Source organism: Kaistella faecalis, assembly GCF_019195395.1.
In the GTDB taxonomy this organism is placed as follows: Bacteria; Bacteroidota; Bacteroidia; order Flavobacteriales; family Weeksellaceae; genus Kaistella; species Kaistella faecalis.
The window spans coordinates 1,481,601-1,504,916 of record NZ_CP078067.1; the positions used below are offsets into that span (position 1 = coordinate 1,481,601).

The following is a 23,316-nucleotide window of genomic DNA, read 5'->3' on the forward strand; positions in this document are numbered from 1 at the left end:
ACAAAAAATCTATTGAAAATGAAATAATTATTTAAAAAACAAATCGGAAACTGTGTTTTCATTGCCAAAAATAATAATCCTGAAAATCTGTAAACATGTGAAAAAGAAGTCCGACAGATGCTATTTTATAACATCCTTTAAAAAAGACAGTGCCTAAAAAATATACTGCAATTGCAGGATAAGTATGAAGTGGGTGAAATCCGATGCTCGCTCTGTTAGGATCAAAAATTGGGTCTGCAAAAACATGGTCAATATCTACAGCCATGGTAGCAATCATGACAAGATAGGCTTTACGCCAATGATCTTTAAAAAACATTTTCGCAATGAAAAACGGGAAAATAAAATGCAGAAAATAATGGAAGATTTCCCGAACGTAAAATATTTCACTCATTCTAAAATTCTATTTTTCAGCGATCATCAATTCAATTGGTGCAAAATTACCATTAAATTCTGCCTTTCAAAAAATCCTGTCTTAAATCTTCATCCATTTTTTCGATCGCATAGCGTAGCGTTGTTCTGGGCATTGTATGATAATTTGTTTTCAGGAAACTAAAAAGTTCTGCTTCATTTTTGTTTCCCATTTCACGCAGGAGCCAGCCATTTGCTTTGTGCATTAAATCGTGCGGGTGATGCAGGTTATACAGTGCCAGTTCTTTGAGGAGTTCAAATTTCCCTTTTTTTACGTAGAACATCGTGGCGACAATTGCCATTCTTTTGCTCCACATATTTTCTTCGGCAGCCAACGTTCTTAAAAGATCCTCATTTTCGGTTTCGAATGAGTGCCTGCCCAGAATTTTATACGCAGAATTATCAACCAAATCCCAGTTATTAACGAACTTTTTGTAATTCAGATAAAAGCTGACAATATCGTTTTTATCTTTTTCACTCCTTGCCTTTTCGAATTTATTTACGAGCATTAATAAAGCACAATGGCGGTGTTCATGAATTTTTGAAGATAAAAGTTCAGCAATTTCCGGCAATGAAATTCTCTGCCAGTATTCTTTAACAATCTTTCGCTGGTCAGGAACCGTAACACCAATAAAGCGATCACCTTCAGCGTACCCGCCTTTTCCGGCTTTAAAAAAACGGGGAAAAAACGCAGCTTTCTCTGGAAGTGCAAGATCTTGAAGTGCGGATTTTATTTCATCTACCACTACATGCAATTTATTTGTCTTCTTCCTCCTCAAAATACTCAAAAAGGAAATCATTGTACGGGAATCTTGAAATATGAATTTTAAGGACCTCGTCGTAGATCATTTTTTTCATTTCCTCAAAATTTTCTTTTGTTAAAGCCGAAATAAATACGGTAGGGAATTTAGATTTCGACATCCAGGTTTTTTCCCATTCGTCCAGAGAAATATTTTTACGTGATTCTGGTGTTAAGTCATCCTCTTCTTTTTTCTCGTAGCTGAAATCATCAATCTTATTGAAAACCATAATCATCGGTTTCTGATGGGCGTTGATTTCCATTAAAATTTTGTTTACGGAATCGATATGATCCTCAAAACTTTCATGGGAAATATCAACTACGTGAATAAGCAAATCAGCTTCCCGAACCTCGTCTAACGTAGATTTAAAACTCTCCACTAACTGTGTAGGTAGTTTCCTGATGAAACCTACGGTATCCGTCAACAGGAAAGGCAGGTTGCCGATCACTACTTTTCTAACCGTGGTATCGAGGGTTGCAAAAAGCTTATTTTCAGCAAAAACATCGGATTTGGAAAGGGCGTTCATGAGGGTAGATTTCCCTACGTTGGTATAACCTACCAGCGCCGCGCGCACTACCTTTCCGCGGTTATTTCTTTGGGTCGCCATTTGGCGGTCGATTGTTTTGAGTTTTTCTTTAAGCAAAGAGATACGGTCACGGATAATCCTTCTGTCGGTTTCGATTTCTGTTTCACCCGGACCTCTCATTCCGATACCCCCTTTCTGTCTTTCGAGGTGGGTCCACATTCTTGTAAGTCTTGGTAGAAGGTATTGATACTGAGCTAATTCCACCTGAGTTCTTGCATAAGAAGTTTGCGCACGCTGGGCAAAAATATCAAGAATCAGATTGGTTCTGTCAAGAATTTTAACTTCAATTTCTCTTTCTAAATTCTTTAGTTGTGAAGGCGAAAGTTCATCATCGAAAATCACGGTTCCGATTTCGTTTTCTTTTACAAAATCGCGTACTTCCTGAGCTTTTCCGCTTCCGATAAATGTTTTGGAATCAGGCTGGGTTAATTTTTGAGTGAAACGTTTTACTACCGTAGCGCCTGCGGTTAGAGCGAGGAATTCTAATTCATCCATATATTCCACAAGCTTTTCTTCATCCTGATTTTGGGTGATCAAACCTACCAAAACGGCTTTTTCGTATAGGTGTTCTTTATTATCGAGCATAGTTTAGTTTTTTCTGATGAGTACAAAATTAGTTTTTTTCTTTGTCATAAATAAGTTTTAACACAATCAAAACCCCTGTTGCAACTGTTGAAATGCTGTTAGTGACCATCATAGAGATGTGCTCCTGCATAATGCCGTACCAGAGCCAAAGCCCAGAACTCACGATTCCGATGATGCAGGTAAGAAGCGCAATTTCCTCCGCAGATTTTTCTTTGATGATCTTTATGATTTGTGGGATAAATAATGCCGAGGACATCCCGCCGGCGATAAATCCGATAATTTCTGGGTTGATGTTCATTTTAAATTTATGTTTAAAAAAAGCATTGATTTAACAGACATTCCATTTTTATGCCGTGATTTTTCATAATTTTGAGTCTTACAACAATATAGTTTTTACCAAAGTGATAGATAATATTGAAACAGAACGCCTCTTTCTAAAACCGGTTTCGGTTGATGATGCATCGTTTATTTACGAATTATATAACTCGCCGCGATTTATTGAGTTTATTGGAGACAGAAACATTCGTAATACGGATGCTGCACGGGATTATATTATGAACAGGTTTCTTCCTCAAATTGAAAGATTGGGTTACGGGAATTATGTTATTGTGCGTAAAGATGACGGGCAAAAAATTGGGAGCGTTGGCATTTTCGAACGTGAAGGACTTGATGTACACGATATCGGATTCTCTTTCCTTCCTGAATTTGAAGGTAAAGGTTACGGATTTGAAGCCGCATCTGCTTTAATTAAAGTTGCTTTGAAAGAATTTTGCTTGAAAAAACTCTCCGCAATCACTACAGACGCTAACATATCATCCCAAAAACTGATTGAGAAGCTGGGACTAAAATTCCAGAAAACCGTTCGGTTACCTGATGATGACGAGGAGTTGAGGTATTATGAAATGGAAATCAACTAAAAAAGGAAACACATTAAGCATTTCCTTTTTTAATTTTTCTAACTAAACTTATTGACGCTCGCTTCGCTCGCGCTACTATTTTAATTCGGTTTCCAGTCAACAACTGCGCGGATAAACGCTTCAGCATTTTCCAGAGGAATATTTGGTAAAATCCCGTGACCCAGATTGACGATATAACGGTCTTTGCCGAAACGGTTAATCATTTCGTGAACCATTTTACGGATAGTTTCAGGAGAAGAATGTAGTCTTGTGGGATCAAAATTCCCCTGTAAAGTCATGGTGTGATTGGTTAGAACTCTGGCGAATTCCGGTTTGATGGTCCAGTCTACTCCAAGTGCAGAAACTTTAGACATTGTCATGTCCTCCAGTGCGAACCAACAGCCTTTCCCGAAAACAACCACATGGGTTAACGGACTCAAAGCTTCTACAATCTGGTTGATATATTTCCAGGAAAACTCCTCGTAATCGTAAGGTGATAACATTCCGCCCCAGGAATCGAACACTTGAACGGCAGAGACGCCTTTTTCAACTTTTCTTTTCAGATAAGCAATCGTAGTGTCGGTAATTTTTTGCAACAGTAAATGGGCCGCTTCAGGATTCTGGAAACAGAAGGTTTTTGCGATTTCGAAAGCTTTAGAACCTTTCCCTTCAACACAGTAGCATAGAATTGTCCACGGCGATCCGGCGAAACCGATGAGCGGAATATCGTTATGCAATTTCTGCAGCGTCAATTCGATCGCATCGAAAACGTAACCTAAAGTATCATTAACATCAGGAACTATAACATTCTGAACATCTTCCAAGGTTCGGATGGGGTTTTCCAGCCATGGTCCAACACCTTCTTTCATTTCGAAATCAATGCCCATTGCCTGTGGAACAACTAAAATATCTGAAAAAAGTATCGCGGCATCCAGCGGATATCTGCGGATGGGCATCATGGTGATTTCGGCTGCGAGTTCTGGCGTACGGCATCGGGTGAAGAAATCGTACTGATCACGAAGCGCGCGGAATTCCGGCAGAAATCTTCCGGCCTGTCTCATCATCCAAACTGGTGGTCTTTCAACGGTTTCTCCTCTTAATGCTTTTAAATATAGGTCATTCTTAATCATAATATTCTTTTTAATCCTGATGTATGGTTTATTTCATGCTGTGTTTCGCAATAACATTCAATAAATCATCAAGATTGCTTTCTTTACTGGTGAATACTTGGTTTTTGGTGAACTTTTTAATTTCTTTTTCGGTTGTTTCACCGATAGAAAAAATCTTCTTGTCCTCAAAGGAATTGAATTTCGCAAAACTACGAACTCCGCTCGGACTAAAAAAACACACCGCATCATAGTCTGCTGTAATCTCGGGATAGAGAAGCTGGGTTTCGTAAACGGGAATTTTTTTATAAGAAATATTCTGCAGCGGCAAGGTTTTATTCAGTACATCGAGTGCAAGGTTTCCACAGAAATGCAGAAATTTTTCTTTTGAACTGCTGTCGATAATGAATTCGGAAAGTTCCTTGGCGTGTTTGGTCACTTTAAATGTTCCGTAACCGAATTTCCGTAACTCCCTTTTTGTGGTAATTCCTACGGTGTAAATTTTATTGTATTTCTTGCTTGTGAAGTCTTCATCGGGATTAAAACCGTTTTCGAAAAAGCTCTGAACCGCATTTACACTTGTAAAAATCAATGACTTGTTTTTCAAATCAAAAGGTTCAACAGTTAACGGATTTATCCTGATCACATCCACGAAATCATAAGAAAAATGACTCCCTAATTTTTTGGAAATCATTATTTTACTTATTCTTTTAGTGAAAATAATCCTCATTTTATATACTTCAAAAAGCTAAATCTCGCGCTTAATCTGATTCATTAACTCGCGTCCACCGTTTTCAAGAACTTTCTGCGCCAACATTTTTCCGAAATTTTCATGTTCATTCCATTCGAAAATCTCATCTGTTTCGATACAGTTTTTTCCGTCCAGAGAACATAATCTTCCGATAAATCTCACTTCGTTTTTGTCATTGATTTCAGCGAAAGCGCCGATGGGAGCGGTACACCCACCTTCTAAAGTATTCAGGAAATTTCTTTCAATTTCAATACAAATCTGTGTGGGTTTGTGGTTAATATCCTTGAAGATTTCTTTAATCTCTGCGTCATCACGTCTTGAGCACACGGCAACAACACCTTGTGCCGGCGCTGAAATCATGATCGGAAGATACTCATAATCAACATTCAAACGCATTCTTTCGATTGCGGCAAGCGAAAACATTGTAGCATCAAAATCGAGTTCTTCAAGTTTGTTTAACCTGGTCTGTACATTACCTCGTATATCTGAAAACTGGGTGTCCGGAAATTCCTTAAGCCAGAAAGCGCGCCGGCGAAGGCTGCTTGTAGCAATTTTCAGGTCATGAAGTTCTAAAGTTTCCGCATCTTTCTTTCTCACCAAGACATCCTGTGGATAATCGCGTTCTAAAACTGCGATAATTTCTATATTTTCCGGTAGTTCAGTAGGAATATCTTTCAGCGAATGCACTGCAATATCAACTTCATTATTAAGAAGTGCAATATCTAAATCTTTAGTAAAAATACCGGTAATTCCCAGTGTGTATAATGGTTGGGTAAGATTTTTATCACCCGTTGCAAGTACCGGAATGATGTCTGTAGTATAATTCAGATTCTGAAGATTTCTTGCCACTTCCCGCGCCTGCCACATTGCGAGCGGCGAATTTCTGGTTCCTATTTTAATGCTTCTCATTGAATTCATTATTGGGCTGTTCGACTAAAATCTCGTGCATCAGTTTGCTGATTTCCTCTGCTTTCCAGGGATTATCGATGATGTATTTGGCAAACCTGTTGGTAATTTTCTGGATCATTTTATCCGAAAGCTGCATATCTGTCACTTCCACATATTTATGTTTTTTGTGGATATTGTGCATTTCGTTACGTTCCATATTTTTCAGAACGGCTTTAAAATGATGAATATTGGGTGCTAACTTTCTCTTTTTTTCCCACTCGAGAAAGTCTTTCGTCATTTCTCTGATGATTTCTTCGGCTTTCGGAATCTCTTTCTGCCGCTGTACCATCGTTTCACTGATGTGTAGAGATAGCTGGTCGACATCCACCAAACTTACGTTGGTATTATCGGTAATGTCTTTTTCAACATTATTCGGAATGGAAAGGTCGATTACTAAAGTTTCTTTTCCGTTTGGGAAATGAGTTTTATTGATAATCGGATGCTGAGCTCCTGTTGCAACAATCAAAATGTCAGTTTGCGCAAGTTCTTCCTGAAAATTCTCGAACTCTATATGGGGAATCTTATATTTTTCAGCAATCTTCTCAGCTTTATCTGAGGTTCTGTTGGCGATTTTGACTTTCGGTTTATAAACGTGTTTTACCAGATTTTCCACCGTATTCTGGCCAATTTCTCCAACTCCTAAAAGCAGGATATTTTTATCGGAAATTTGGGTCTGGTTTTTCAGGATATAGTGTACCGCAGCATAAGAAACTGATGCTGCCCCATTAGAGATTCCGGTTTCATTTTTAATCCTCTTGGAAATCTGGATGGCAGAATTTATTGCTCTTTCCAGAAACGGGTTAGAATTTCTTTTAACTTTTTTGAAACGGTGGTAAGCGTTCTTGATCTGTCCAATGATTTCGAAATCACCGATGATCTGGCTTTCCAAACCTGCAGCAACCCTGAAGAGGTGGTTCAGGGCTTCTTCGTGTTTCAGGATGTTGACGTACTGCATGAATTCCGTAAGGCTTACACCGATGGTTTTGCAGTATAATTCGGCAATCAGGAGGTAATTTTGCGATGTGGTATAAATCTCGGTACGGTTGCAGGTAGAAACCACAAATGCGTCACCCAGATTTTCATCATGAATTTCGCTGACAAAGTTTTTAATGTTTTCGTCAAAAAACGCAAATTTTCCACGGGTCTCGGCATCGGCTTTTTCAAAACTGACGCTGAGGACGGCAAAATTGGCGGTTTTGTGAATGTTGGTATCCTGATTCATAAAGCAACGGCAAATTTAAGACTTTAAATTGAATTGGCGAAGATTATACAAGATGAACATTATCAGTAAAATATATGAAGATTTGGTGCTTATTTTCCGAATTTTCATTTAAAAATGAAATAATTAAGAAATAAAAAAGTTATTGTAGAATAGCTTGTAACTTTAATAAAATTTTAACCTAATTTAGTCTGAATCTAATTTTTAGAACGGTTCTAAATTTATATCTTTGTACACTTAAAAAAATCACGAAAAAAATGGGTTTATTTGATATGTTCACGCAGGATATTGCGATTGACTTGGGAACTGCGAACACACTAATTATACATAATAATAAAATTGTCATAGATCAACCTTCGATAGTTGCCATAGAACGGTCCAGCGGAAAACCAATCGCTGTTGGTGAAAAGGCAAAACATATGCAGGGGAAAACCCACGAAGACATTAAAACCATCAGACCACTGAAAGACGGCGTAATTGCTGATTTTCATGCTTCTGAACACATGATCAAAGAGTTTATCAAACAGATTCCTGGAATAAAAGGAAAACTTTTTCAGCCCACTCTAAAAATTGTAATCTGTATTCCTTCAGGCATTACTGAAGTTGAAAAAAGAGCAGTAAGAGATTCTGCACAGAAAGTTAATGCAAAAGAAGTACGCTTAATCTACGAACCAATGGCTGCGGCAATTGGAGTTGGAATTGATGTTCAGAAACCAGAGGGTAACATGATTATCGATATAGGAGGCGGAACCACAGAGATCGCTGTAGTAGCTTTGGGAGGAATTGTATGTGACAAATCCGTAAAAATTGCCGGTGATGTTTTCACCAATGATATTGCGTATTATTTAAGAACACACCATAATCTTTACATCGGTGAAAGAACTGCTGAGAGAGTTAAGATCGAAGTTGGTTCAGCCGTAGAGGAACTTGATGTTGATATTGAGGATATTCCGGTTCAGGGACGTGATTTAATTACAGGTAAGCCAAAAGAAATTATGGTAAACTATAAGGAAATCGCCCGTGCATTAGACAAATCGATCATCAGAATTGAAGATGCGGTAATGGAAACACTTTCCCTTACTCCGCCGGAACTTGCTGCTGATATCTATAAAACAGGAATTTATCTTGCCGGTGGCGGCGCATTGCTTAGAGGACTTGCAGACAGGCTTCACAAGAAAACCGGATTGCCGGTTTTCGTTGCGGAAGATCCCCTGAGAGCTGTAGTTCGCGGTACAGGTATCGCCCTTAAAAACATGGATAAATTCAACTTCCTGATTAAATAATTTTATAACTTTTACGACACTTACTGATGGGATTTCTGCTGCGATTATTTTCGAAGAACGGCCTGTTCGTCTTCTTTGTATTTCTGCAGCTTATTGCTTTGGTATTGATTTTCAGCAGAAATTCAATGCAGCAGTCGTGGATTGCAGGTCAAACGGCTGCCTTTAATTCTCAGGTTTCTGGGTATATTGACGAAGGCGCCTCTTATCTGAAACTGAAGCAAATCAACGAACAGTTGGTCGCCCAGAACAAATTACTGATGGAAGAGGTGTACGGTAAGAATTCCGGGGTTCCGGTTTTCAGAAAAGTTCATGATACCATTGGCGGAGGACAGATCTACACTTTTGTCGACGGCGAGATTGTGTTCAACAGTATCAACCGGAAGGATAATTATTTCACCATCAACCGCGGAAAGAGAGATGGTGTTCATCCTCAGATGGGCGTAATGGCTCCGAAAGGTATTGCCGGAATTGTGATTAACGTTACAGATTCTTATGCTTTGGTACAATCGGTACTGAGTTTAAATAAAATCAAGATTAATGCGTCGCTGAAAAAATCCGGTTATTTCGGGACATTAACCTGGCGCGGCGATGATTCGCGAATCATGCATTTAGCTGATGTTCCCAAATATGTTCCGCTGCAAATTGGAGATACGGTTGTAACCGACGGTAAATCGGCGATATTTCCACAGGGAATTATGATTGGTAAAGTATCCGGATATGAAGTCGACAGTAAAACAGGCTTCTGGGATATTTCTGTGGAATTGAACGAAAAAATGGGGAACCTCAGCAAGATTTACGTGGTGAAAAACCTTAAGAAAGCGGAAGTTCAGAAAATTCAGGATACCTTACAGGCCACCATAAAAAGAGAGAAATGATAAGCAGAACACTTTTTACAGATATCCTGATGATCGTTTTTCTGGTGGCATTACAAATTTTTGTATTGAACCGCATTACGCTTTTCGGGAAATACACACCGGTTCTTTATCCTGTGTTTATTATGTTTTACCCGTTTTTCAGGAACAAATTTCAGTTTTTGGCATTGAGTTTCCTTTTAGGGTTAAGCATTGATGCATTTCTTTACACCTGGGGAATCAATGCATTTGCCACGACGGTTATTGCTTATTTCCGTACGTTGATCTTCCGTACTTCAACAGATACGTCGACGGATTTCTTTTCCTTCCAGTCTTTGCAATGGTCGCAGTATCTGTTCTTCATACTGTCGAGTATTTTTCTGCATCAGTTATTGGTTCAGTATATCGAATTTTTCAAATTCAGCCGTTTTTTCGAAATCTTCGTGAATATTTTGGCAACGAGTGCCATTTCTTTTATATTTATACTGATGTACGCGCTGGCCTTTAAAATCAAGCAGAAAGTTTAACGTCACCTGAATAAAAAAACCTTTACAAAAGGTTATTAACAGACACATGAAATCACAGTATCTGAAAATCACCGTATTATTAGCGCTCCTTGCCATAATTTTTATAGCAAGGCTTGCTTATTTACAGCTTTTCACAGATCGCTACGCCTTAAATGCAGCCAATACTTCCATAAAAACAGAATATATAATTCCGCAACGCGGCGTAATTTTCGACAGGAACGGTAAGATATTAGTGGGCAACCAACCTTCTTATGAAATTTCCTTTACAGAAGCTTTAATAAAACCAGATTTCGACACGTTGGATTTCTGTAATTTAATGCGGATCAGCAAACCGGATTTTATTAAAAGAATAGCTGCCATCAAAAACGAAAAATACTATTCTAAGCTTACTCCCATGACTTTTATGAAAAATCTAAGCCGTGAAGAGATTGCCAGAATTCAGGAAATTATATTTAAATATCCTGCGTTCAGTATTGTGTCGAGACCTCAACGGCAGTACGAAGTTTCAACCTCCGGAAATCTTTTGGGCTATACTAATGAAGTAAATGATCGTGACATTAAGAAAGATTCTCTTTATTACCTTCCTGGAGATTTTATTGGAAAAACCGGTGTAGAAAAATCTTATGAAAAAGATTTAAGGGGGGAAAAGGGCGTACAGTATATCCAGAAAGACATTCGCCTGCGCAGCATAGGCTCTTATAAAAACGGAACTTTAGATAAAGATGTAGTTACAGGCAAAGATGTAACTCTGACTATTGACTACGATTTGCAGAAGATGGCCGAAGAAATGCTTGTAAACAAGCAGGGCGCTATTGTAGCATTGGATCCCACCAACGGAGAAATTCTGGTTCTTGCCACGGGTCCCGATATTGACCCTAATCTGTTCACCGGACCCAACAAAACAAAAAATCTGTACAGGCTCCAAATGGATACGGTATATAACAACCGGCCAACTTTTGACCGTTCCGTTCAGGCTGCATATCCTCCCGGTTCTACTTTTAAACTTCTAACTGCCGCTGCAGCGATGCAGATGGGCGTTATGGATGAAAATACCATTTTCCCGTGTGGTGGGGGTTTCAATTACCGTGGGTTGAGGGTTAAAGGTCACGGTGGCGCTGATCCGCTGGTGCCGGCGATTCAGGTTTCAAGTAACTGTTATTTCTCCTACGCGTTTATTGCGATTATGAATAAATATCCCGGGAATCCGAGCAAAGGAGTTGACGAATGGAAAAAGATCATGAGCAGTTTCGGGTTGGGAGAATTTTTAAACAATGATATTGCAGTAGGATCCCGGGGAAGAATCCCTAGCGGCGCATTTTATGAAAAAAGAAGTGGCGGAAAAAAGGACTGGAGTTCTGCTTACACCATGAACGGATCAATCTTTAACGGAATGGGACAAGGGGATGTACTTCTCACTCCTTTACAAATGGCAAATGCAACTGCTGCTATCGTAAATAAAGGTTGGTACTACACTCCTCACATCGTAAAATCAATAGACGGGAAACCTAATCCGGATCCACGATTTAAAGTAAAACATAAAACCCTGGTCGATCCCAAACATTTTGCACCTATTATGAAGGGAATGGAAGCCGTAGTCACTGGTGGCACAGCAAGAAGTTTAAAATCAAATGATTTCACCATGCTCGCTAAAACTGGTACTGCACAGGTACCGCAAGGGAAAGACAACTCTATTTTTGTTTTAGCAGCACCTGCGGAAAATCCTAAAATTGTAATTGCAGCGGTAATGGAACACGCTGGTTTTGGAGGAACATGGGCAGGGCCGGCAGCTACTGCAATTGCAGAAAAGTATTTAACCGGAGAGCTTAAGCGCGAACATCTATACAATAAATTGGTCAACGCGAGTTTCATGCCTGAGTATAAAAGACAATGGGTCGTTGACTTGAAAAGGAAAGGCCTTTATAAAGAACCCAACAGAGATTCAATGAGAATTGAATCTATTGAAGACAGCTTAAAGTTTATCAAAAACGATCAGATCAAGGCAAGACTTATTTATAAAAGAGATTCGCTTCGCGCAAGATTAAAAACCCAAACTGTGAAAAAATGAAGTGGACAGAAGGACTTGATAAACTGAGCATATTTCTGTATCTCGCTATTTCACTTTTTGCAGTGGCGAATATTTACAGTGTTGATGAAGGTTTAGGAACAAAACAATTTATATTTTTCTGTATCTCACTCTTCGTTGGGCTCATTATTTTTATCATGAGAACTAAGTTCTTTGAAAATTTTGCCAGCATCATCTATGTGTTTGGAGTGCTGTTACTGATTGGTCTTTTCCCCTTCGGAACTGAAATTTTGGGACAGAAGAACTGGTATAAATTCGGCGGTATTACAATGCAACCGGTAGAGTTTGCCAAGATTGGTGTCTCGCTGATGTTAGCAAATTATGTATCCGGGCCCGACTTTAATCTCAAAATCCGTAAATCACTGCTAACAACACTGGCCATTATCGGTATACCGGCGGTAGTGGTACTAATGATTCCCGACGTTGGCTCACTGCTCGTTTTTACTGCTTTTTTTATTGCTCTTTTCCGGGAAGGACTCAACGGATGGGTTTTCGGCATAGGCGGGATTCTGGCTGCGGTGTTTTTAGCTGCACTAGCAATCGATCCGCTATATTTGATTATTGGAATTGCTGTGATTTATGGTCTGGTAATTCTTATGAATTATTATAAAATCCACTGGCATGTTCTGTCTATTGCAGGCATAGCGGGCTCGTTCCTTATATTGTGCGGTATTGCTTACGGCTCACCAAAAGCGTTGGAAAAAATGCCGAAACACCAGCGGGAAAGAATTGAGGTTTTATATAAAGGCGAAAAAGCCTTCCGCGATACTTCCGGTTATAATTTACTTTACTCGAAAACAGCCATTGGCTCCGGAGGTTTTTTCGGTAAAGGATATAAGGAAGGGTCGGTGACTCAGGGGAAATTTGTTCCCGAACAGGAAACCGATTATATTTTCTGTACAGTTGGCGAGGAATGGGGCTTTTTCGGAGCTTCTATGCTGGTGATTTTCTATGCCATATTTATAGGCAGGATTTATTACTTATCTGAACGCCAGAAATCTGCTTTTAACCGCGTTTTCGGGTATTGTTTTGCTTCAATACTTTTAATGCACTTTGCGATAAACCTCGGAATGGTAATGGGTCTTTTCCCCACCGTTGGGATTCCTTTGCCATATTTCAGTTATGGCGGCAGCTCTCTGTTGGCTTTTTCGATTATGACATTCATCTTCTTTAAACTGAATTATACCGACAGAAACAGTCTGGTTTAAAACCTGAGCTGTAAAACCAGTAACTTCACAGCTAAAATTGATTTGTTTCTGGTGATGCCAGGTTAATGTATGGCCATGTCTTAATGTTGTAATATAGAACAAACTCAGTTAGCCCTAGTTCGGCTCATTTTATTACGGTGAAGGATTTAACAACGGGTAATTGTTATTGGTAATTTCTGCGCACAAAAAAAGCTGCCACAGGCAGCTTTAAATGATCAATTATTTATTTTAATTATTTGCAAAGTTTGTATTGAAGGTATCCTGAGAAATTATTCTCTTGGCAAACCTGTATTTAGGTCCCCAGTAAGAATCATTAAGTGAAGAAATCATTACCCCTTTTGATGTGGCGGCATGGATAAATTTCACATCTCCCTCTTCTGTTACATTTTCTACGATACCTACGTGAGAAATTCTACCTCTACCTTGTGAAAAGAATACTAAATCTCCTTTCTGAAGGTTGCTTTTATCTACTTTCTCTCCTTCCTGAGCTTGTGATGCTGCTACTCGTGGTAAAGTCATTCCGGTTGCAGCGCCGAAAACAGATAATACAAAAGCCGAACAGTCAATTCCCCTTCTGGTCATTCCTCCGTATTTATAAGGAGTACCTAAGTAAGATTCAGCTTCGGTTAAAATCTCGTCGATTTTCTTTGTAAATCTGATGGTTTTTGCAATTTCCTCATTCTTAATTGTAGCTTCTAAAGTTTTTGCTGCTGCGAGTTTTTCGTCGTTAAAACTCTTAAGTAATTGAGATTTTGCGGTTTCTAATTTTTTGTTATCGATTGATGCAAGTTTGGCATCTGATTTGTATTGATTTGCGTAAGTTGTTGGGGTTGAAACAACATAGTTGGTTACGCATGATTGTAATGAAAATGTAGCTGATACAGCAACTAAATAATACAAGACTCTTTTCTTCATATATATTTGATTATCTGTGTTAAATTGAAATACTTCTTTTTAAATGCAAAGCAAAATTAGGTATTCGAGTTCGATGGGGGGTGAAAACACCCTTTTTGAAATCCCTATTTAACACTTTTTAACACTTTTCTTTACAATGTTAAAGGAAAATAAACCGCAATCCCTTTATTTTAGAGATTGCGGTTTTATTTTTTTTATGATTTCTTAACATTTATGTAATATATCTATAATAGATATCAAATTCCTCTATAATGTATGTCCCGAAAAAATAAGCCCTGAACAATGTCAGGGCTTATCAATACTATCTTGTAAACAAAAGTTCTCTGTATTTGGTCATTGGCCAAAGTTCATCGTCTACAACCATTTCCAGCGTGTCGGAAGCATCTCTGATTTTTTCAAAACGTGGCTTAACATCATTGCAGAATTGTTCGGCACTCTCCTGCGGATTTTCAATTGATTTGGCATTTTTAATCGCTGCAAGGAGGGCGTCTGCTTCAACTTTTATAATGGAAACATGTTCGGAGATTTCTGCAATCATATTCATCTGTTCTTTCGCAAGATTCCTGAATTCTTTTTCAGTGAAAATTTCCTTTAAACCTTTTACGTTTTCAATAAGCCTGTTCTGATAGTTAAGAGCACACGGAATGATATGGTTTCGTGCAATATCTGCCAACACGGTTCCCTCAATAGCGATAACGGTGGAGTATTTTTCCAGTTTTATTTCGTTGCGCGCTTCAATTTCGCGGTGAGTATAAATCCCGAGCTCTTCATATAAATCCACAAACTTTTTGTCGAGTTCCTTTTTTAAAGCTTCCGGAGTAGTCTTCAAGTTGTTAAGGCCTCGTTGCGCAGCTTCTTCTGCCCATTCTTCCGAATAGCCATCACCTTCGAACATGATATTTTTCGACACTTTAATATACTCTCTTAAAATATTGAAAATTGCTTCATCTTTTTTAAGACCTTTCTCTAAAATAAGATTATCTACTTCTACTTTAAAGGATTGCAGCTGTTTTGCTACGATAGAGTTCATTACGGTCATTACTTCCGCGCAGTTTGCTGAAGAGCCTACCGCTCTGATTTCAAATTTATTTCCGGTGAAGGCAAAAGGAGAAGTTCTGTTTCTGTCGGTATTATCAAGTAAAATTTCCGGAATTTTACCCACAACATTTAATTTGAGTTCCGTTTTTTCTTCAGGGGAAAGCTTACCGTCTGTAACTTTTTCCAGTTCTTCCAACACGCTGAAGAGTTGGGTCCCAATGAAGGCAGAAATAATCGCCGGCGGAGCCTCGTTTGCACCCAGGCGGTGATCATTGCTCGCAGAGGCGATACTTGCTCTTAATAAATCCGCATAATCATGAACCGCTTTCAAAGTATTCACAAAAAAGGTGAGGAACTGCAAATTCTTTTTAGGATTTTTACCGGGCATCAAAAGGTTTTCACCCGTATCTGTCGCTAAGCTCCAGTTATTGTGTTTTCCGCTGCCGTTTACTCCTGCAAACGGCTTCTCATGGAAAAGGATATGGAAATGATGCTTATGTGCCACCCTTGCCATTATATCCATTAATAAGGAGTTGTGATCCACAGCAACATTCACCTCTTCAAACATCGGCGCAAGTTCGAATTGGTTTGGTGCCACTTCATTATGTCTTGTGGTAACTGGAATTCCGAGTTTCATACACTCGATTTCGAGTTCTTTCATGAAATTCATTACTCGGGTAGGAATAGATCCGAAATAATGATCATCCAGCTGCTGGCCTTTCGCCGGGGAATGTCCCAACAGAGTCTTGCCTGTAATAACCAAATCCGGACGGGACTGATAAAGGGCAGAATCTACAAGAAAGTATTCCTGTTCCCAGCCCAATGTCGGACTTACTTTGGTTACGTTTTTATCAAAGTAGGACTTACAGATATCAGTAGCAGCTTCGTCTACTGCGTGAAGTGCTCTCAATAAAGGAGCTTTATAGTCAAGTGTTTCGCCTGTATAAGAGATGAATATGGAAGGAATACAAAGTGTAGTTCCCATAATAAATGCCGGCGAAGTAGGATCCCATGCGGTATAACCTCTGGCTTCAAAAGTATTTCTTATCCCTCCGTTAGGGAAAGATGAAGCGTCAGGTTCCTGCTGGATCAGCATTCCTCCGGAAAATCTTTCAATAGCGCGGTCGCTTTCAAATGGCGTAAAAAACGAATCATGTTTTTCTGCAGTGGATCCGGTTAATGGCTGAAACCAGTGGGTGTAATGCGTTACCCCTTTGCTTAGTGCCCAATCCTTCATCGCCACTGCAATTTGGTCTGCTACATCACGCTGGATTTTTGTCCCTCTTTTTATCGCATTCTGAATAGACGTGAACGCCTCTTTAGTAAGATACTCTCTCATGGTTTCCTCGGAAAACACATTCTGGCAGAAAAGTTCTGATAATTTTGCAGGAACTGTAACTGCATTATCTTTTCTAAAATCTTTAAAAGATAACATTTCTAAAGCCTTAAATCTTAATGATGACATAATTGGGTGTTTTTTGATGGGGTAAAATTACAAAAAAATAGAAAACAAACAGGAAAAATGAGAAAAATATGGGGTGTAAGTAAAATAAAAGTGATTTAAGCCCTGTTTTACGGAGATAATTAATAAACTGTTAATCCTATCATAATAATACAAATTCGGAAATTCGGCAGATATGTATTATATTTGCCAAAAGATACACTATGGTAAATTCACGTGCACGGGAAACAACAGAAGCTATTGAAAGGCTTTATGTTTCGATGAGACACTTATTCTATCGCGGTTTTTTCAAACCATCCGGGATCTCCGGCGAAAGTCTTCGCTCCTTGCTAACAACAATTAATCCCGAAATTTACGGAACTATGGGCGTTCCGAATAAAATTGAACTCGATGGACTTCTTTATGTTCTGGACCGTTTACCGGAAGGAATTGAAGAATGCTCTTTCATTCACCTGACTTCAGATGAGGGTTTCGAAAAAGGAAGTTTTGAAGTTATTGTTCCCAAGAAAAGAAGAAGAAACTGTTACCGGATCGATCAACACCAGATGAATATCGAAGTGCTGCTTGGCCGTTCTGAAATCTACGATATCCTTACTCACCTTACCTTCTTATATATAGAAGCAGATAAAATTAGAAATCTTGCGTTTATTTCTGATGAAAACGACAAGCCGACACGCGCCTGGAGAATCATCGAAGAAGTAGCGAAAGGCGAGAAAAAATTCAGCCGTAAAGAAAAAGAAGTTGCGCTTATTCATCTTTCTTCACTTTTGGGAAGAACTTTCGATGAAACTTTGAACGCATATAACAATTTTGGCGACGATGCCAATCCGGACAGGCTTTTCAAAATTATTTATCATCTTGGAAACGAAAGTTTCAACGATAATAAAAAAATCAGAGAACGCGAAGTTCATTTCTCTGCGATTCTCCGCGAAAGAGTTGGGCACCATTTCTTCGGTGAAAAATGGGCGAATAAAGTAAAAGAAGTTTTAGCTGAAAACAATCTTCAGATGAGACCTCTGCACATCATTTCTGCGAATATGCACTCCGTGAAGAATATGCTTTACGCCAATGATGCAATTGGGAAGAAACCTACAAAAGATGTCGATTTCAAACTCTACGAAGAGATTTCCAATAAAAAATCGCTTCAGGAAAAAGTGCTTGCACATTCTCAGAAAGCCGGTTTAATTTATATAGATGACCAAAGCGGCAGTAATATCGATGTGCAGATTATTGATCTTGCAAAAACCGATCTTAAAAATACACCTTTTGGAGGCCTTAAATTTTCAGGTGAAGATGTTATCATGGTTTTCGATTATGCGTTTGGTGAGCAGGCATTTGAGGTGATGGATGAACTTCTTCGACCTTACGATTTCAACGGCGAAATCTACACAATGAAAGTGAAATCTATTTCCATCATGGGGAAAGCCGGAATTTTAATGGGTGGAAAAGGAGATATTATGATCCCTACTTCGCACGTTTTTGAAGGTACAGCCGATAATTATCCGTTCGAAAATGCATTAACACTTGCTGATTTCGAAGATGATGAACTCCAGGCTTTCGAAGGTGGCATGGTTACCGTTTTGGGAACCTCGCTTCAGAACAAGGATATTTTAAGATATTTCATGGATACTTCCTGGAAAGCAATCGGCCTTGAAATGGAAGGAGCGCACTATCAGAAAGCAATTCAGGTAGCATCAAAAATCCGTCATCACATCTCGGAAGATCTTTTTGTAATGTATGCTTACTACGCTTCAGATAACCCGCTGGAAACCGGTTCTACGCTATCTTCTGGTGGTTTAGGTCTTACCGGCGTGAAACCGACCTATCTTATTACCCTGAAGATTCTCGAAAAAATCCTGAAAAACGGTTAAAGCTTAAGAACAGTTTAATAAAAAAGCCCTTTCAGTCGAACTGAGAGGGCTTTTACTTGGGTCACTTCACCCATAAATCAAAAATTCTTATCTTTCGCTTTTAAAAATTGATTAAAGATGAACAAAGGCCTTATCGTAGTTTTCGCGTTTATTTTCGGAATGCTTTCAGCACAACAATCACCATACTATCAGCAGTTTGCGAAGTATAAAATGGATATTGATGTTGACGCACCCAATTTTACTTATAAAGGAAACCAAACCTTAACATATACCAATAATTCACCCGATGAACTGAAAGTGGTGTATTTTCATCTTTACTGGAATGCTTTTAAGCCTGGATCAATGATGGATCAGCGGGTTCAGAACCAAGGCAAAAACGGAGATTCGAGACTGCAGGTCAATGGGGTCTCAAGATTAGCCTCAATTCCGAAGGAGGAAGAAGGTGCCCAAAATATCCATTGGATCAAACAAAATGGCAAAAATCTGAAATTTGAAATTCAGGAAAGCATTATGAAAGTGGAATTGAATACACCATTAAAACCAAACTCCACCACAACATTTACGATGGAATGGGATGCAGTGATTCCGCATCAGATCCGTCGTGCCGGCAGAAACAACCGCGAAGGAATTGATATGACAATGACACAGTGGTACCCGAAAATCGCTGAGTACGATTACGATGGGTGGGCAACTTTCGATTATATCGGAAGGGAATTTCATGCGCCGTTTTCTGATTACGATGTCTCCATTAAAATTGACAAAGATTATGTGATTGGCGCCGGCGGAACGCTTGAAAACCCGCTCGAAGTTAAAGGTTACGATGCTAAAGCAAATATAAAATCCGACAGCAAGAATAAAGCAACATGGCGGTGGACCGCTAAAAATCTCCTCGATTTTGCCTGGGCTGCCGACAGAGATTATACAGTGGAGGAATTCACTATTCTGGATGGACCCAAAGTGTATTATGTTTACCAAAAATCGGAAAAAACAAAACTTTGGGAAGAGTCTAAGCCTTACGTTACTAAATTTTTCCAGTTGATGAACGCAGCTTTCGGGCAGTATGTTTATCCGTCTTATTCCTTCATTCAGGGCGGCGACGGCGGAATGGAATACGGAATGTGCACCATGATTTTAGGAGAAGGAAGATCGCTTGAAGGGTTGGTTGGATTAATGGTTCACGAAGGCGGACACTCTTATAACCAACAGATTTTGGCCTACAACGAAAGTGTGAGACCGTGGATGGACGAAGGCTTCACCAGTTATTATGATGATTATGTGATGCACCAGTTATTCCCGCCGAAAGAACCAGTGGCAAATCCTTTTGTGGGGTCCATAAAATCGTATGTAAACTTTGCCAAAACCGGAAAGGAGGAACCTGCGGTGTGGCTGGCAGATCATCATGACGATGGTCGGGCATATTCCATTGCGTCTTATGTAAAAGGCGATTTGTTTTTGGTACAGTTAGGTTATATCATGGGTGAGCAGAATCTGTCTTTAGTAATGAAAGAATTCTACAGCCAATGGAAACTCAAACATCCTACCGACCGCGATTTCATGCATGTTGCACAGAAAATTTCGGGAATGGACCTGAAGTGGTTTCACCATTACTGGATCAATACAACTAATACGATCGACTATGCGGTGAAAAATATCGAGTACGGTGCAGCATCAACAACCATCACCTTAGAAAATAAAGGGCAAATTCCAATGCCGGTAGATTTCTCCGTCATGACTAAAGATAAAAAGGTGATCAATTATCATATTCCGTTAAATATGACCCATGTCTGGAAAAGTAAAGATATCTACGGTAATTTCACTACGCTTAATTACTGGCCTTGGACGCAGAAAGAGTACAAAATCACCGTTCCGTATACAAAAGATCAGATTTCCGTAGTAGGAATCGACTTCTCGCAGCGAATGGCCGATGTAAATCCTGAAGATAATATTGTTGAGGTTAAGTAATATTTAAAACTGTTTTAATGACTTCAATTGTAATTAACATCGGGAATACCAATATCAGATTTGGACTTTTCAATGATGAAAACTGCGATATTTCCTGGATTCTAAATACAAAACCTTACCGTACCAGCGACGAACTGCAGATGCAGTTTATGATGATGTATCAGACGCATAAAATCAATGCCGAGAATATCGATAAAATCATCATTGGTTCGGTAGTTCCGCAACTCACTTACGATATTACCCGCGCGATTCAGAAAATTCATTGTAAAAAACCGGTAATTGTCGACAGAAATACCTATTCCGGAGTTCAGCCGAAGTCCAGACAAATGGGAACGGATATTTACGCAAATCTGGTTTCTGCACATCATCTTTATCCCGATGGGAAGAAAATTATTTTCGATTTTGGTACGGCTTTAACGGCAAGCTGTATTGATGAAAATGGCGAAACTTTAGGCGTAATCATCGCGCCGGGAATCATCACTTCGCTTAATTCGCTTATTCATGACACTGCGCAACTTCCTGAAATTGAATTGGTAAAGCCTAAAAAAGTTTTAGGGCTTGATACCGTTTCCTGTATGCAGAGCGGTATGGTGTACGGATTTTTGGGAATGGTGGAAGGTTTTATCGACCGCATTAACGAAGAAGTTCAGGAAGACTGTTTCGTGATTGCTACGGGTGGGGTTTCGCATGTTTACAAGCCGCTTACCGAAAAAATTCATGTGGCGGACCGCCTTCACACGCTGAAAGGTCTTTACTATTTAGGAAGAGATCTGTAAACTTCGCAAAGAAGTTTGTATAATGGTAATTTGAGATTATCTTTTATTCTGGAAGAAATCTTTTACGATTTGCGAGCATTGGCCTTCAAGAACATCAAGCACAATTTCCGTTTTGGGATGTAGCGTTAGATGTTTGTTAATGAAACCTCGCTGTTCGTCGCGCGCACCAATTACCACTTTCGAAATCTGCGACCAGTTCAGCGCGCCGCAACACATAACACAGGGCTCAAGCGTTACGTACATGGTGCAGTTTCTCAGATATTTCCCGCCGAGATAATTAGCTGCAGAAGTGATGGCCTGCATTTCCGCATGCGCCGTAACATCGTTCAGTGTTTCCGTAAGGTTGTGGGCTTTTGCAATCACGCGGTTGTTGGAGACAATTACGCAGCCAATGGGAACCTCGTCTTTTTCCAAAGCAGTCTGGGCTTCCTGAAGCGCCATTTTCATGTAATATTCGTCGGTAAACATAATTCTGAAATACGTTATTAAATATCAGTCAAAATTCATGGATAAAGGCAACCGAAACCTGTACCGAACCGCAGTTCCGTTGATGATTGCGGGAGAAAATTTTTCGGGTAGAAGATACATGGCGATTTCAGCCTGGCGGTTGAAAGTGAAATTATCGCCTTCTGCATGCACATTTCCAATGCTTCCGTCCCTTTCTACAACAAAAACCACATTGGTTTTCAGAAGTTTTTGATCTGGTAAAACCGAATCGGTATAAAATAGATCAGCGACCTGTTTCCTTAAAGTTTCGAATCCGCCCGGATATTGGGCTTCCTTATTCAGGTCTTCTTTTTTCGGATTTAAATGGAGTTCGGGCAGATTTTTAACGGTAATTTTTTCTAAATCCTCGCGGTTTTTAACTTTAATTAAAGTTCCTATAAATGCGGTATTCTGAATGCTGTCGAGTTTCACCATAAATTCGGAAAAGTCTCTTTTAATGGCGATTTTCTGTTCTATATTTTTCTCGTTATCAAACTTTTTTTTGAACTCATTATTCAGCATAAACCTCTGATAATCGAAATAGTCTTTCGCACTTCTGAACTCATCATTTTGTTGTGCAAAGAAAAAATTTGCGCAGACCAACAGCATCAGATAAACTAATTTTTTACTCACTTGTGTTTATATATAATGTAAAAATAGTTAAAAATATCGATAACAATTTTTAAAGATTTTATTTGTTACCCGATTGAGTTTTGCTCCTCTTTGAGGCCGGAAACCTTTATGTTAAGATCGCGGATGTCTTTTCTCAGTTCCAGAAACATATCTTTTAAGTTGTGATTTTCAAAATGATAAGGTTCGAAATCTTCAGGAAAAATCCCGGAAGCATACTGCCAGATTTCTACAATTTCATAAAAAGAAATTTCATACGGTTCATAAAAAGAATTATCTGCGGTTACCGTAATTGATTTTTCGTTTTTGGACTTGAAGCGTTTATAAGAAATGCCGTCATTCAGCGTCACAAATACATAACTTTTATTCTCTTTTAAATCATCAATTCTTTCAAGATATTTTCCGATAATATATGAACCATCTTTAAAAGGCGGCATCGAATCTCCCTGCGCCGGAAAAGCCCTGTACTTTCCGTTGGTGAGGAACGGGAGCGAAATTCTTTGCAGGCTTTCAATATATTCAGGGTCACTGTAGCCCGATAAATAACCCATCGACGCTTTCTGAGGGATGATTTCGATGCTGTTGTTTCCTAATTTATCTACCACAACTGGAAGCACAATTCGGTTGTCGGGTAATCGCAGAATTTCGTCAAGCGGATATTTTCGGATATCAACCGAAACCAGAAGATCAATACTGATGTTGAAGAATTTCGAGATTTTCACCAATACTTCAATTGGCGGTTCCGAGCGACCGTCTTCGTAGGAAACATAGCGCGACCGCGTGATGATTAACGTATCCGCTAATTCCTGTTGGGTGATTTCTTTTTTACCTCTTAAAAACCTGATGTTATCTGAAAAAATCGACATTGTTACAATTTGTAACAACAAAAATACGAAAATTGTTTAAAAACGTAACTAATTTTGCG

The 23,316-nt window shown here is 39.2% G+C and carries 22 protein-coding genes; 9 read left to right on the plus strand and 13 right to left on the minus strand.

Features of this window, described 5'->3' with window-relative positions; translation table 11 throughout:
* Positions 1-58: 58 nt before the first annotated feature.
* Genes KTV93_RS07055 through KTV93_RS07070 form a run of 4 tightly spaced genes read right to left on the minus strand, consistent with a single transcriptional unit; the run spans position 59 to position 2,677 of the window.
* A complete protein-coding gene (locus KTV93_RS07055; RefSeq protein ID WP_218248255.1) occupies positions 59-391 on the minus strand; it encodes a DUF6122 family protein in 333 nt (110 codons plus the stop codon).
* 52 nt (positions 392-443) lie between these two features.
* A complete protein-coding gene (locus tag KTV93_RS07060) occupies positions 444-1,208 on the minus strand; it encodes a DNA alkylation repair protein (RefSeq protein ID WP_218248256.1) in 765 nt (254 codons plus the stop codon).
* Positions 1,165-2,379, minus strand: coding sequence for a GTPase HflX (gene hflX / locus KTV93_RS07065; RefSeq protein ID WP_218248257.1), 1,215 nt, complete (start codon positions 2,377-2,379; stop codon positions 1,165-1,167). Before hflX ends, KTV93_RS07060 begins: the two co-directional genes overlap by 44 nt.
* A gap of 28 nt (positions 2,380-2,407) precedes the next feature.
* A complete protein-coding gene (locus KTV93_RS07070) occupies positions 2,408-2,677 on the minus strand; it encodes a SemiSWEET family sugar transporter (protein ID WP_218248258.1) in 270 nt (89 codons plus the stop codon).
* A gap of 103 nt (positions 2,678-2,780) precedes the next feature.
* Here KTV93_RS07070 and KTV93_RS07075 point away from each other — a divergent pair, with 103 nt between their 5' ends.
* Positions 2,781-3,296 carry a GNAT family N-acetyltransferase gene (locus KTV93_RS07075; RefSeq protein ID WP_317206430.1) on the plus strand — a complete coding sequence of 172 codons (516 nt, stop codon included), beginning with the start codon at positions 2,781-2,783 and terminating at the stop codon, positions 3,294-3,296.
* A gap of 80 nt (positions 3,297-3,376) precedes the next feature.
* Here KTV93_RS07075 and hemE read toward each other — a convergent pair whose 3' ends face one another.
* The 4 genes from hemE to hemA are packed head-to-tail and all read right to left on the minus strand — an operon-like array spanning position 3,377 to position 7,302.
* Complete coding sequence (gene hemE, locus KTV93_RS07080; RefSeq protein ID WP_218248259.1) at positions 3,377-4,405, minus strand: uroporphyrinogen decarboxylase; 1,029 nt, start codon at positions 4,403-4,405, stop codon at positions 3,377-3,379.
* Positions 4,406-4,433: 28 nt separating this feature from the next.
* Positions 4,434-5,075, minus strand: a complete 642-nt coding sequence (locus KTV93_RS07085; RefSeq protein WP_230259130.1) for a uroporphyrinogen-III synthase — start codon at positions 5,073-5,075, stop codon at positions 4,434-4,436.
* Between the two features lie 54 nt (positions 5,076-5,129).
* Positions 5,130-6,041 (minus strand): hydroxymethylbilane synthase, encoded by a 912-nt coding sequence (gene hemC / locus KTV93_RS07090; protein WP_218248261.1) that lies wholly within the window; start codon positions 6,039-6,041, stop codon positions 5,130-5,132.
* On the minus strand, positions 6,028-7,302 hold the full coding sequence (hemA, locus tag KTV93_RS07095) for a glutamyl-tRNA reductase (RefSeq protein WP_218248262.1): 1,275 nt from the start codon (positions 7,300-7,302) through the stop codon (positions 6,028-6,030). The genes hemC and hemA overlap by 14 nt, the downstream gene beginning before the upstream one ends.
* Before the next feature lie 254 nt (positions 7,303-7,556).
* On the opposite strand from hemA, the gene KTV93_RS07100 reads away from it, so the two are divergent.
* Genes KTV93_RS07100 through rodA form a run of 5 tightly spaced genes read left to right on the plus strand, consistent with a single transcriptional unit; the run spans position 7,557 to position 13,251 of the window.
* Complete coding sequence (locus tag KTV93_RS07100; RefSeq protein ID WP_031501539.1) at positions 7,557-8,582, plus strand: rod shape-determining protein; 1,026 nt, start codon at positions 7,557-7,559, stop codon at positions 8,580-8,582.
* A gap of 26 nt (positions 8,583-8,608) precedes the next feature.
* Positions 8,609-9,457, plus strand: a complete 849-nt coding sequence (gene mreC / locus KTV93_RS07105; RefSeq protein WP_218248263.1) for a rod shape-determining protein MreC — start codon at positions 8,609-8,611, stop codon at positions 9,455-9,457.
* Complete coding sequence (locus KTV93_RS07110; RefSeq protein WP_218248264.1) at positions 9,454-9,960, plus strand: rod shape-determining protein MreD; 507 nt, start codon at positions 9,454-9,456, stop codon at positions 9,958-9,960. Before mreC ends, KTV93_RS07110 begins: the two co-directional genes overlap by 4 nt.
* Positions 9,961-10,006: 46 nt before the next feature.
* The gene (locus tag KTV93_RS07115; protein ID WP_218248265.1) at positions 10,007-12,025 is read left to right on the plus strand and encodes a penicillin-binding transpeptidase domain-containing protein; all 2,019 of its coding nucleotides are present in this window, start codon (positions 10,007-10,009) and stop codon (positions 12,023-12,025) included.
* On the plus strand, positions 12,022-13,251 hold the full coding sequence (gene rodA / locus KTV93_RS07120; RefSeq protein WP_218248266.1) for a rod shape-determining protein RodA: 1,230 nt from the start codon (positions 12,022-12,024) through the stop codon (positions 13,249-13,251). The genes KTV93_RS07115 and rodA overlap by 4 nt, the downstream gene beginning before the upstream one ends.
* Positions 13,252-13,479: 228 nt before the next feature.
* Here rodA and KTV93_RS07125 read toward each other — a convergent pair whose 3' ends face one another.
* Together KTV93_RS07125 and KTV93_RS07130 are read right to left on the minus strand one after the other, a co-directional pair.
* Complete coding sequence (locus KTV93_RS07125; RefSeq protein WP_218248267.1) at positions 13,480-14,166, minus strand: C40 family peptidase; 687 nt, start codon at positions 14,164-14,166, stop codon at positions 13,480-13,482.
* Positions 14,167-14,467: 301 nt separating this feature from the next.
* A complete protein-coding gene (locus KTV93_RS07130) occupies positions 14,468-16,669 on the minus strand; it encodes a glutamine synthetase III family protein (RefSeq protein ID WP_218248268.1) in 2,202 nt (733 codons plus the stop codon).
* Positions 16,670-16,869: 200 nt separating this feature from the next.
* Here KTV93_RS07130 and KTV93_RS07135 point away from each other — a divergent pair, with 200 nt between their 5' ends.
* From KTV93_RS07135 to KTV93_RS07145, 3 genes are all read left to right on the plus strand, one after another.
* On the plus strand, positions 16,870-18,537 hold the full coding sequence (locus KTV93_RS07135) for a DUF6909 family protein (protein WP_218248269.1): 1,668 nt from the start codon (positions 16,870-16,872) through the stop codon (positions 18,535-18,537).
* 117 nt (positions 18,538-18,654) lie between these two features.
* Positions 18,655-20,499, plus strand: a complete 1,845-nt coding sequence (locus KTV93_RS07140) for a M1 family metallopeptidase (protein WP_218248270.1) — start codon at positions 18,655-18,657, stop codon at positions 20,497-20,499.
* Positions 20,500-20,516: 17 nt separating this feature from the next.
* Positions 20,517-21,275: a type III pantothenate kinase gene (locus KTV93_RS07145; protein ID WP_218248271.1), complete on the plus strand. Its 759-nt coding sequence runs from the start codon at positions 20,517-20,519 to the stop codon at positions 21,273-21,275.
* Between the two features lie 36 nt (positions 21,276-21,311).
* Here KTV93_RS07145 and KTV93_RS07150 read toward each other — a convergent pair whose 3' ends face one another.
* From KTV93_RS07150 to KTV93_RS07160, 3 genes are all read right to left on the minus strand, one after another.
* Positions 21,312-21,743, minus strand: coding sequence for a nucleoside deaminase (locus tag KTV93_RS07150; protein WP_218248272.1), 432 nt, complete (start codon positions 21,741-21,743; stop codon positions 21,312-21,314).
* Positions 21,744-21,767: 24 nt separating this feature from the next.
* Entirely contained in the window at positions 21,768-22,394 is a 627-nt protein-coding gene (locus KTV93_RS07155; protein WP_218248273.1) for an energy transducer TonB, read from the minus strand.
* 65 nt (positions 22,395-22,459) lie between these two features.
* Complete coding sequence (locus KTV93_RS07160; RefSeq protein ID WP_218248274.1) at positions 22,460-23,257, minus strand: XRE family transcriptional regulator; 798 nt, start codon at positions 23,255-23,257, stop codon at positions 22,460-22,462.
* Between the last annotated feature and the right edge of the window lie 59 nt (positions 23,258-23,316).

Excerpts from the sequence above, each read along its gene's own strand:
- KTV93_RS07100 (WP_031501539.1), top strand. The coding sequence starts at position 7,557 with ATGGGTTTATTTGATATGTTCACGCAGGATATTGCGATTGACTTGGGA.
- KTV93_RS07145 (WP_218248271.1), top strand. The coding sequence starts at position 20,517 with ATGACTTCAATTGTAATTAACATCGGGAATACCAATATCAGATTTGGA.
- hemC (WP_218248261.1), bottom strand. The coding sequence starts at position 6,041 with ATGAGAAGCATTAAAATAGGAACCAGAAATTCGCCGCTCGCAATGTGG.
- KTV93_RS07070 (WP_218248258.1), bottom strand. The coding sequence starts at position 2,677 with ATGAACATCAACCCAGAAATTATCGGATTTATCGCCGGCGGGATGTCC.
- KTV93_RS07160 (WP_218248274.1), bottom strand. The coding sequence starts at position 23,257 with ATGTCGATTTTTTCAGATAACATCAGGTTTTTAAGAGGTAAAAAAGAA.
- rodA (WP_218248266.1), top strand. The coding sequence starts at position 12,022 with ATGAAGTGGACAGAAGGACTTGATAAACTGAGCATATTTCTGTATCTC.
- KTV93_RS07150 (WP_218248272.1), bottom strand. The coding sequence starts at position 21,743 with ATGTTTACCGACGAATATTACATGAAAATGGCGCTTCAGGAAGCCCAG.
- hflX (WP_218248257.1), bottom strand. The coding sequence starts at position 2,379 with ATGCTCGATAATAAAGAACACCTATACGAAAAAGCCGTTTTGGTAGGT.
- KTV93_RS07125 (WP_218248267.1), bottom strand. The coding sequence starts at position 14,166 with ATGAAGAAAAGAGTCTTGTATTATTTAGTTGCTGTATCAGCTACATTT.
- hemA (WP_218248262.1), bottom strand. The coding sequence starts at position 7,302 with ATGAATCAGGATACCAACATTCACAAAACCGCCAATTTTGCCGTCCTC.
- KTV93_RS07130 (WP_218248268.1), bottom strand. The coding sequence starts at position 16,669 with ATGTCATCATTAAGATTTAAGGCTTTAGAAATGTTATCTTTTAAAGAT.
- KTV93_RS07085 (WP_230259130.1), bottom strand. The coding sequence starts at position 5,075 with ATGATTTCCAAAAAATTAGGGAGTCATTTTTCTTATGATTTCGTGGAT.
- KTV93_RS07135 (WP_218248269.1), top strand. The coding sequence starts at position 16,870 with ATGGTAAATTCACGTGCACGGGAAACAACAGAAGCTATTGAAAGGCTT.
- KTV93_RS07060 (WP_218248256.1), bottom strand. The coding sequence starts at position 1,208 with ATGATTTCCTTTTTGAGTATTTTGAGGAGGAAGAAGACAAATAAATTG.
- KTV93_RS07055 (WP_218248255.1), bottom strand. The coding sequence starts at position 391 with ATGAGTGAAATATTTTACGTTCGGGAAATCTTCCATTATTTTCTGCAT.
- hemE (WP_218248259.1), bottom strand. The coding sequence starts at position 4,405 with ATGATTAAGAATGACCTATATTTAAAAGCATTAAGAGGAGAAACCGTT.
- KTV93_RS07115 (WP_218248265.1), top strand. The coding sequence starts at position 10,007 with ATGAAATCACAGTATCTGAAAATCACCGTATTATTAGCGCTCCTTGCC.
- mreC (WP_218248263.1), top strand. The coding sequence starts at position 8,609 with ATGGGATTTCTGCTGCGATTATTTTCGAAGAACGGCCTGTTCGTCTTC.
- KTV93_RS07140 (WP_218248270.1), top strand. The coding sequence starts at position 18,655 with ATGAACAAAGGCCTTATCGTAGTTTTCGCGTTTATTTTCGGAATGCTT.
- KTV93_RS07110 (WP_218248264.1), top strand. The coding sequence starts at position 9,454 with ATGATAAGCAGAACACTTTTTACAGATATCCTGATGATCGTTTTTCTG.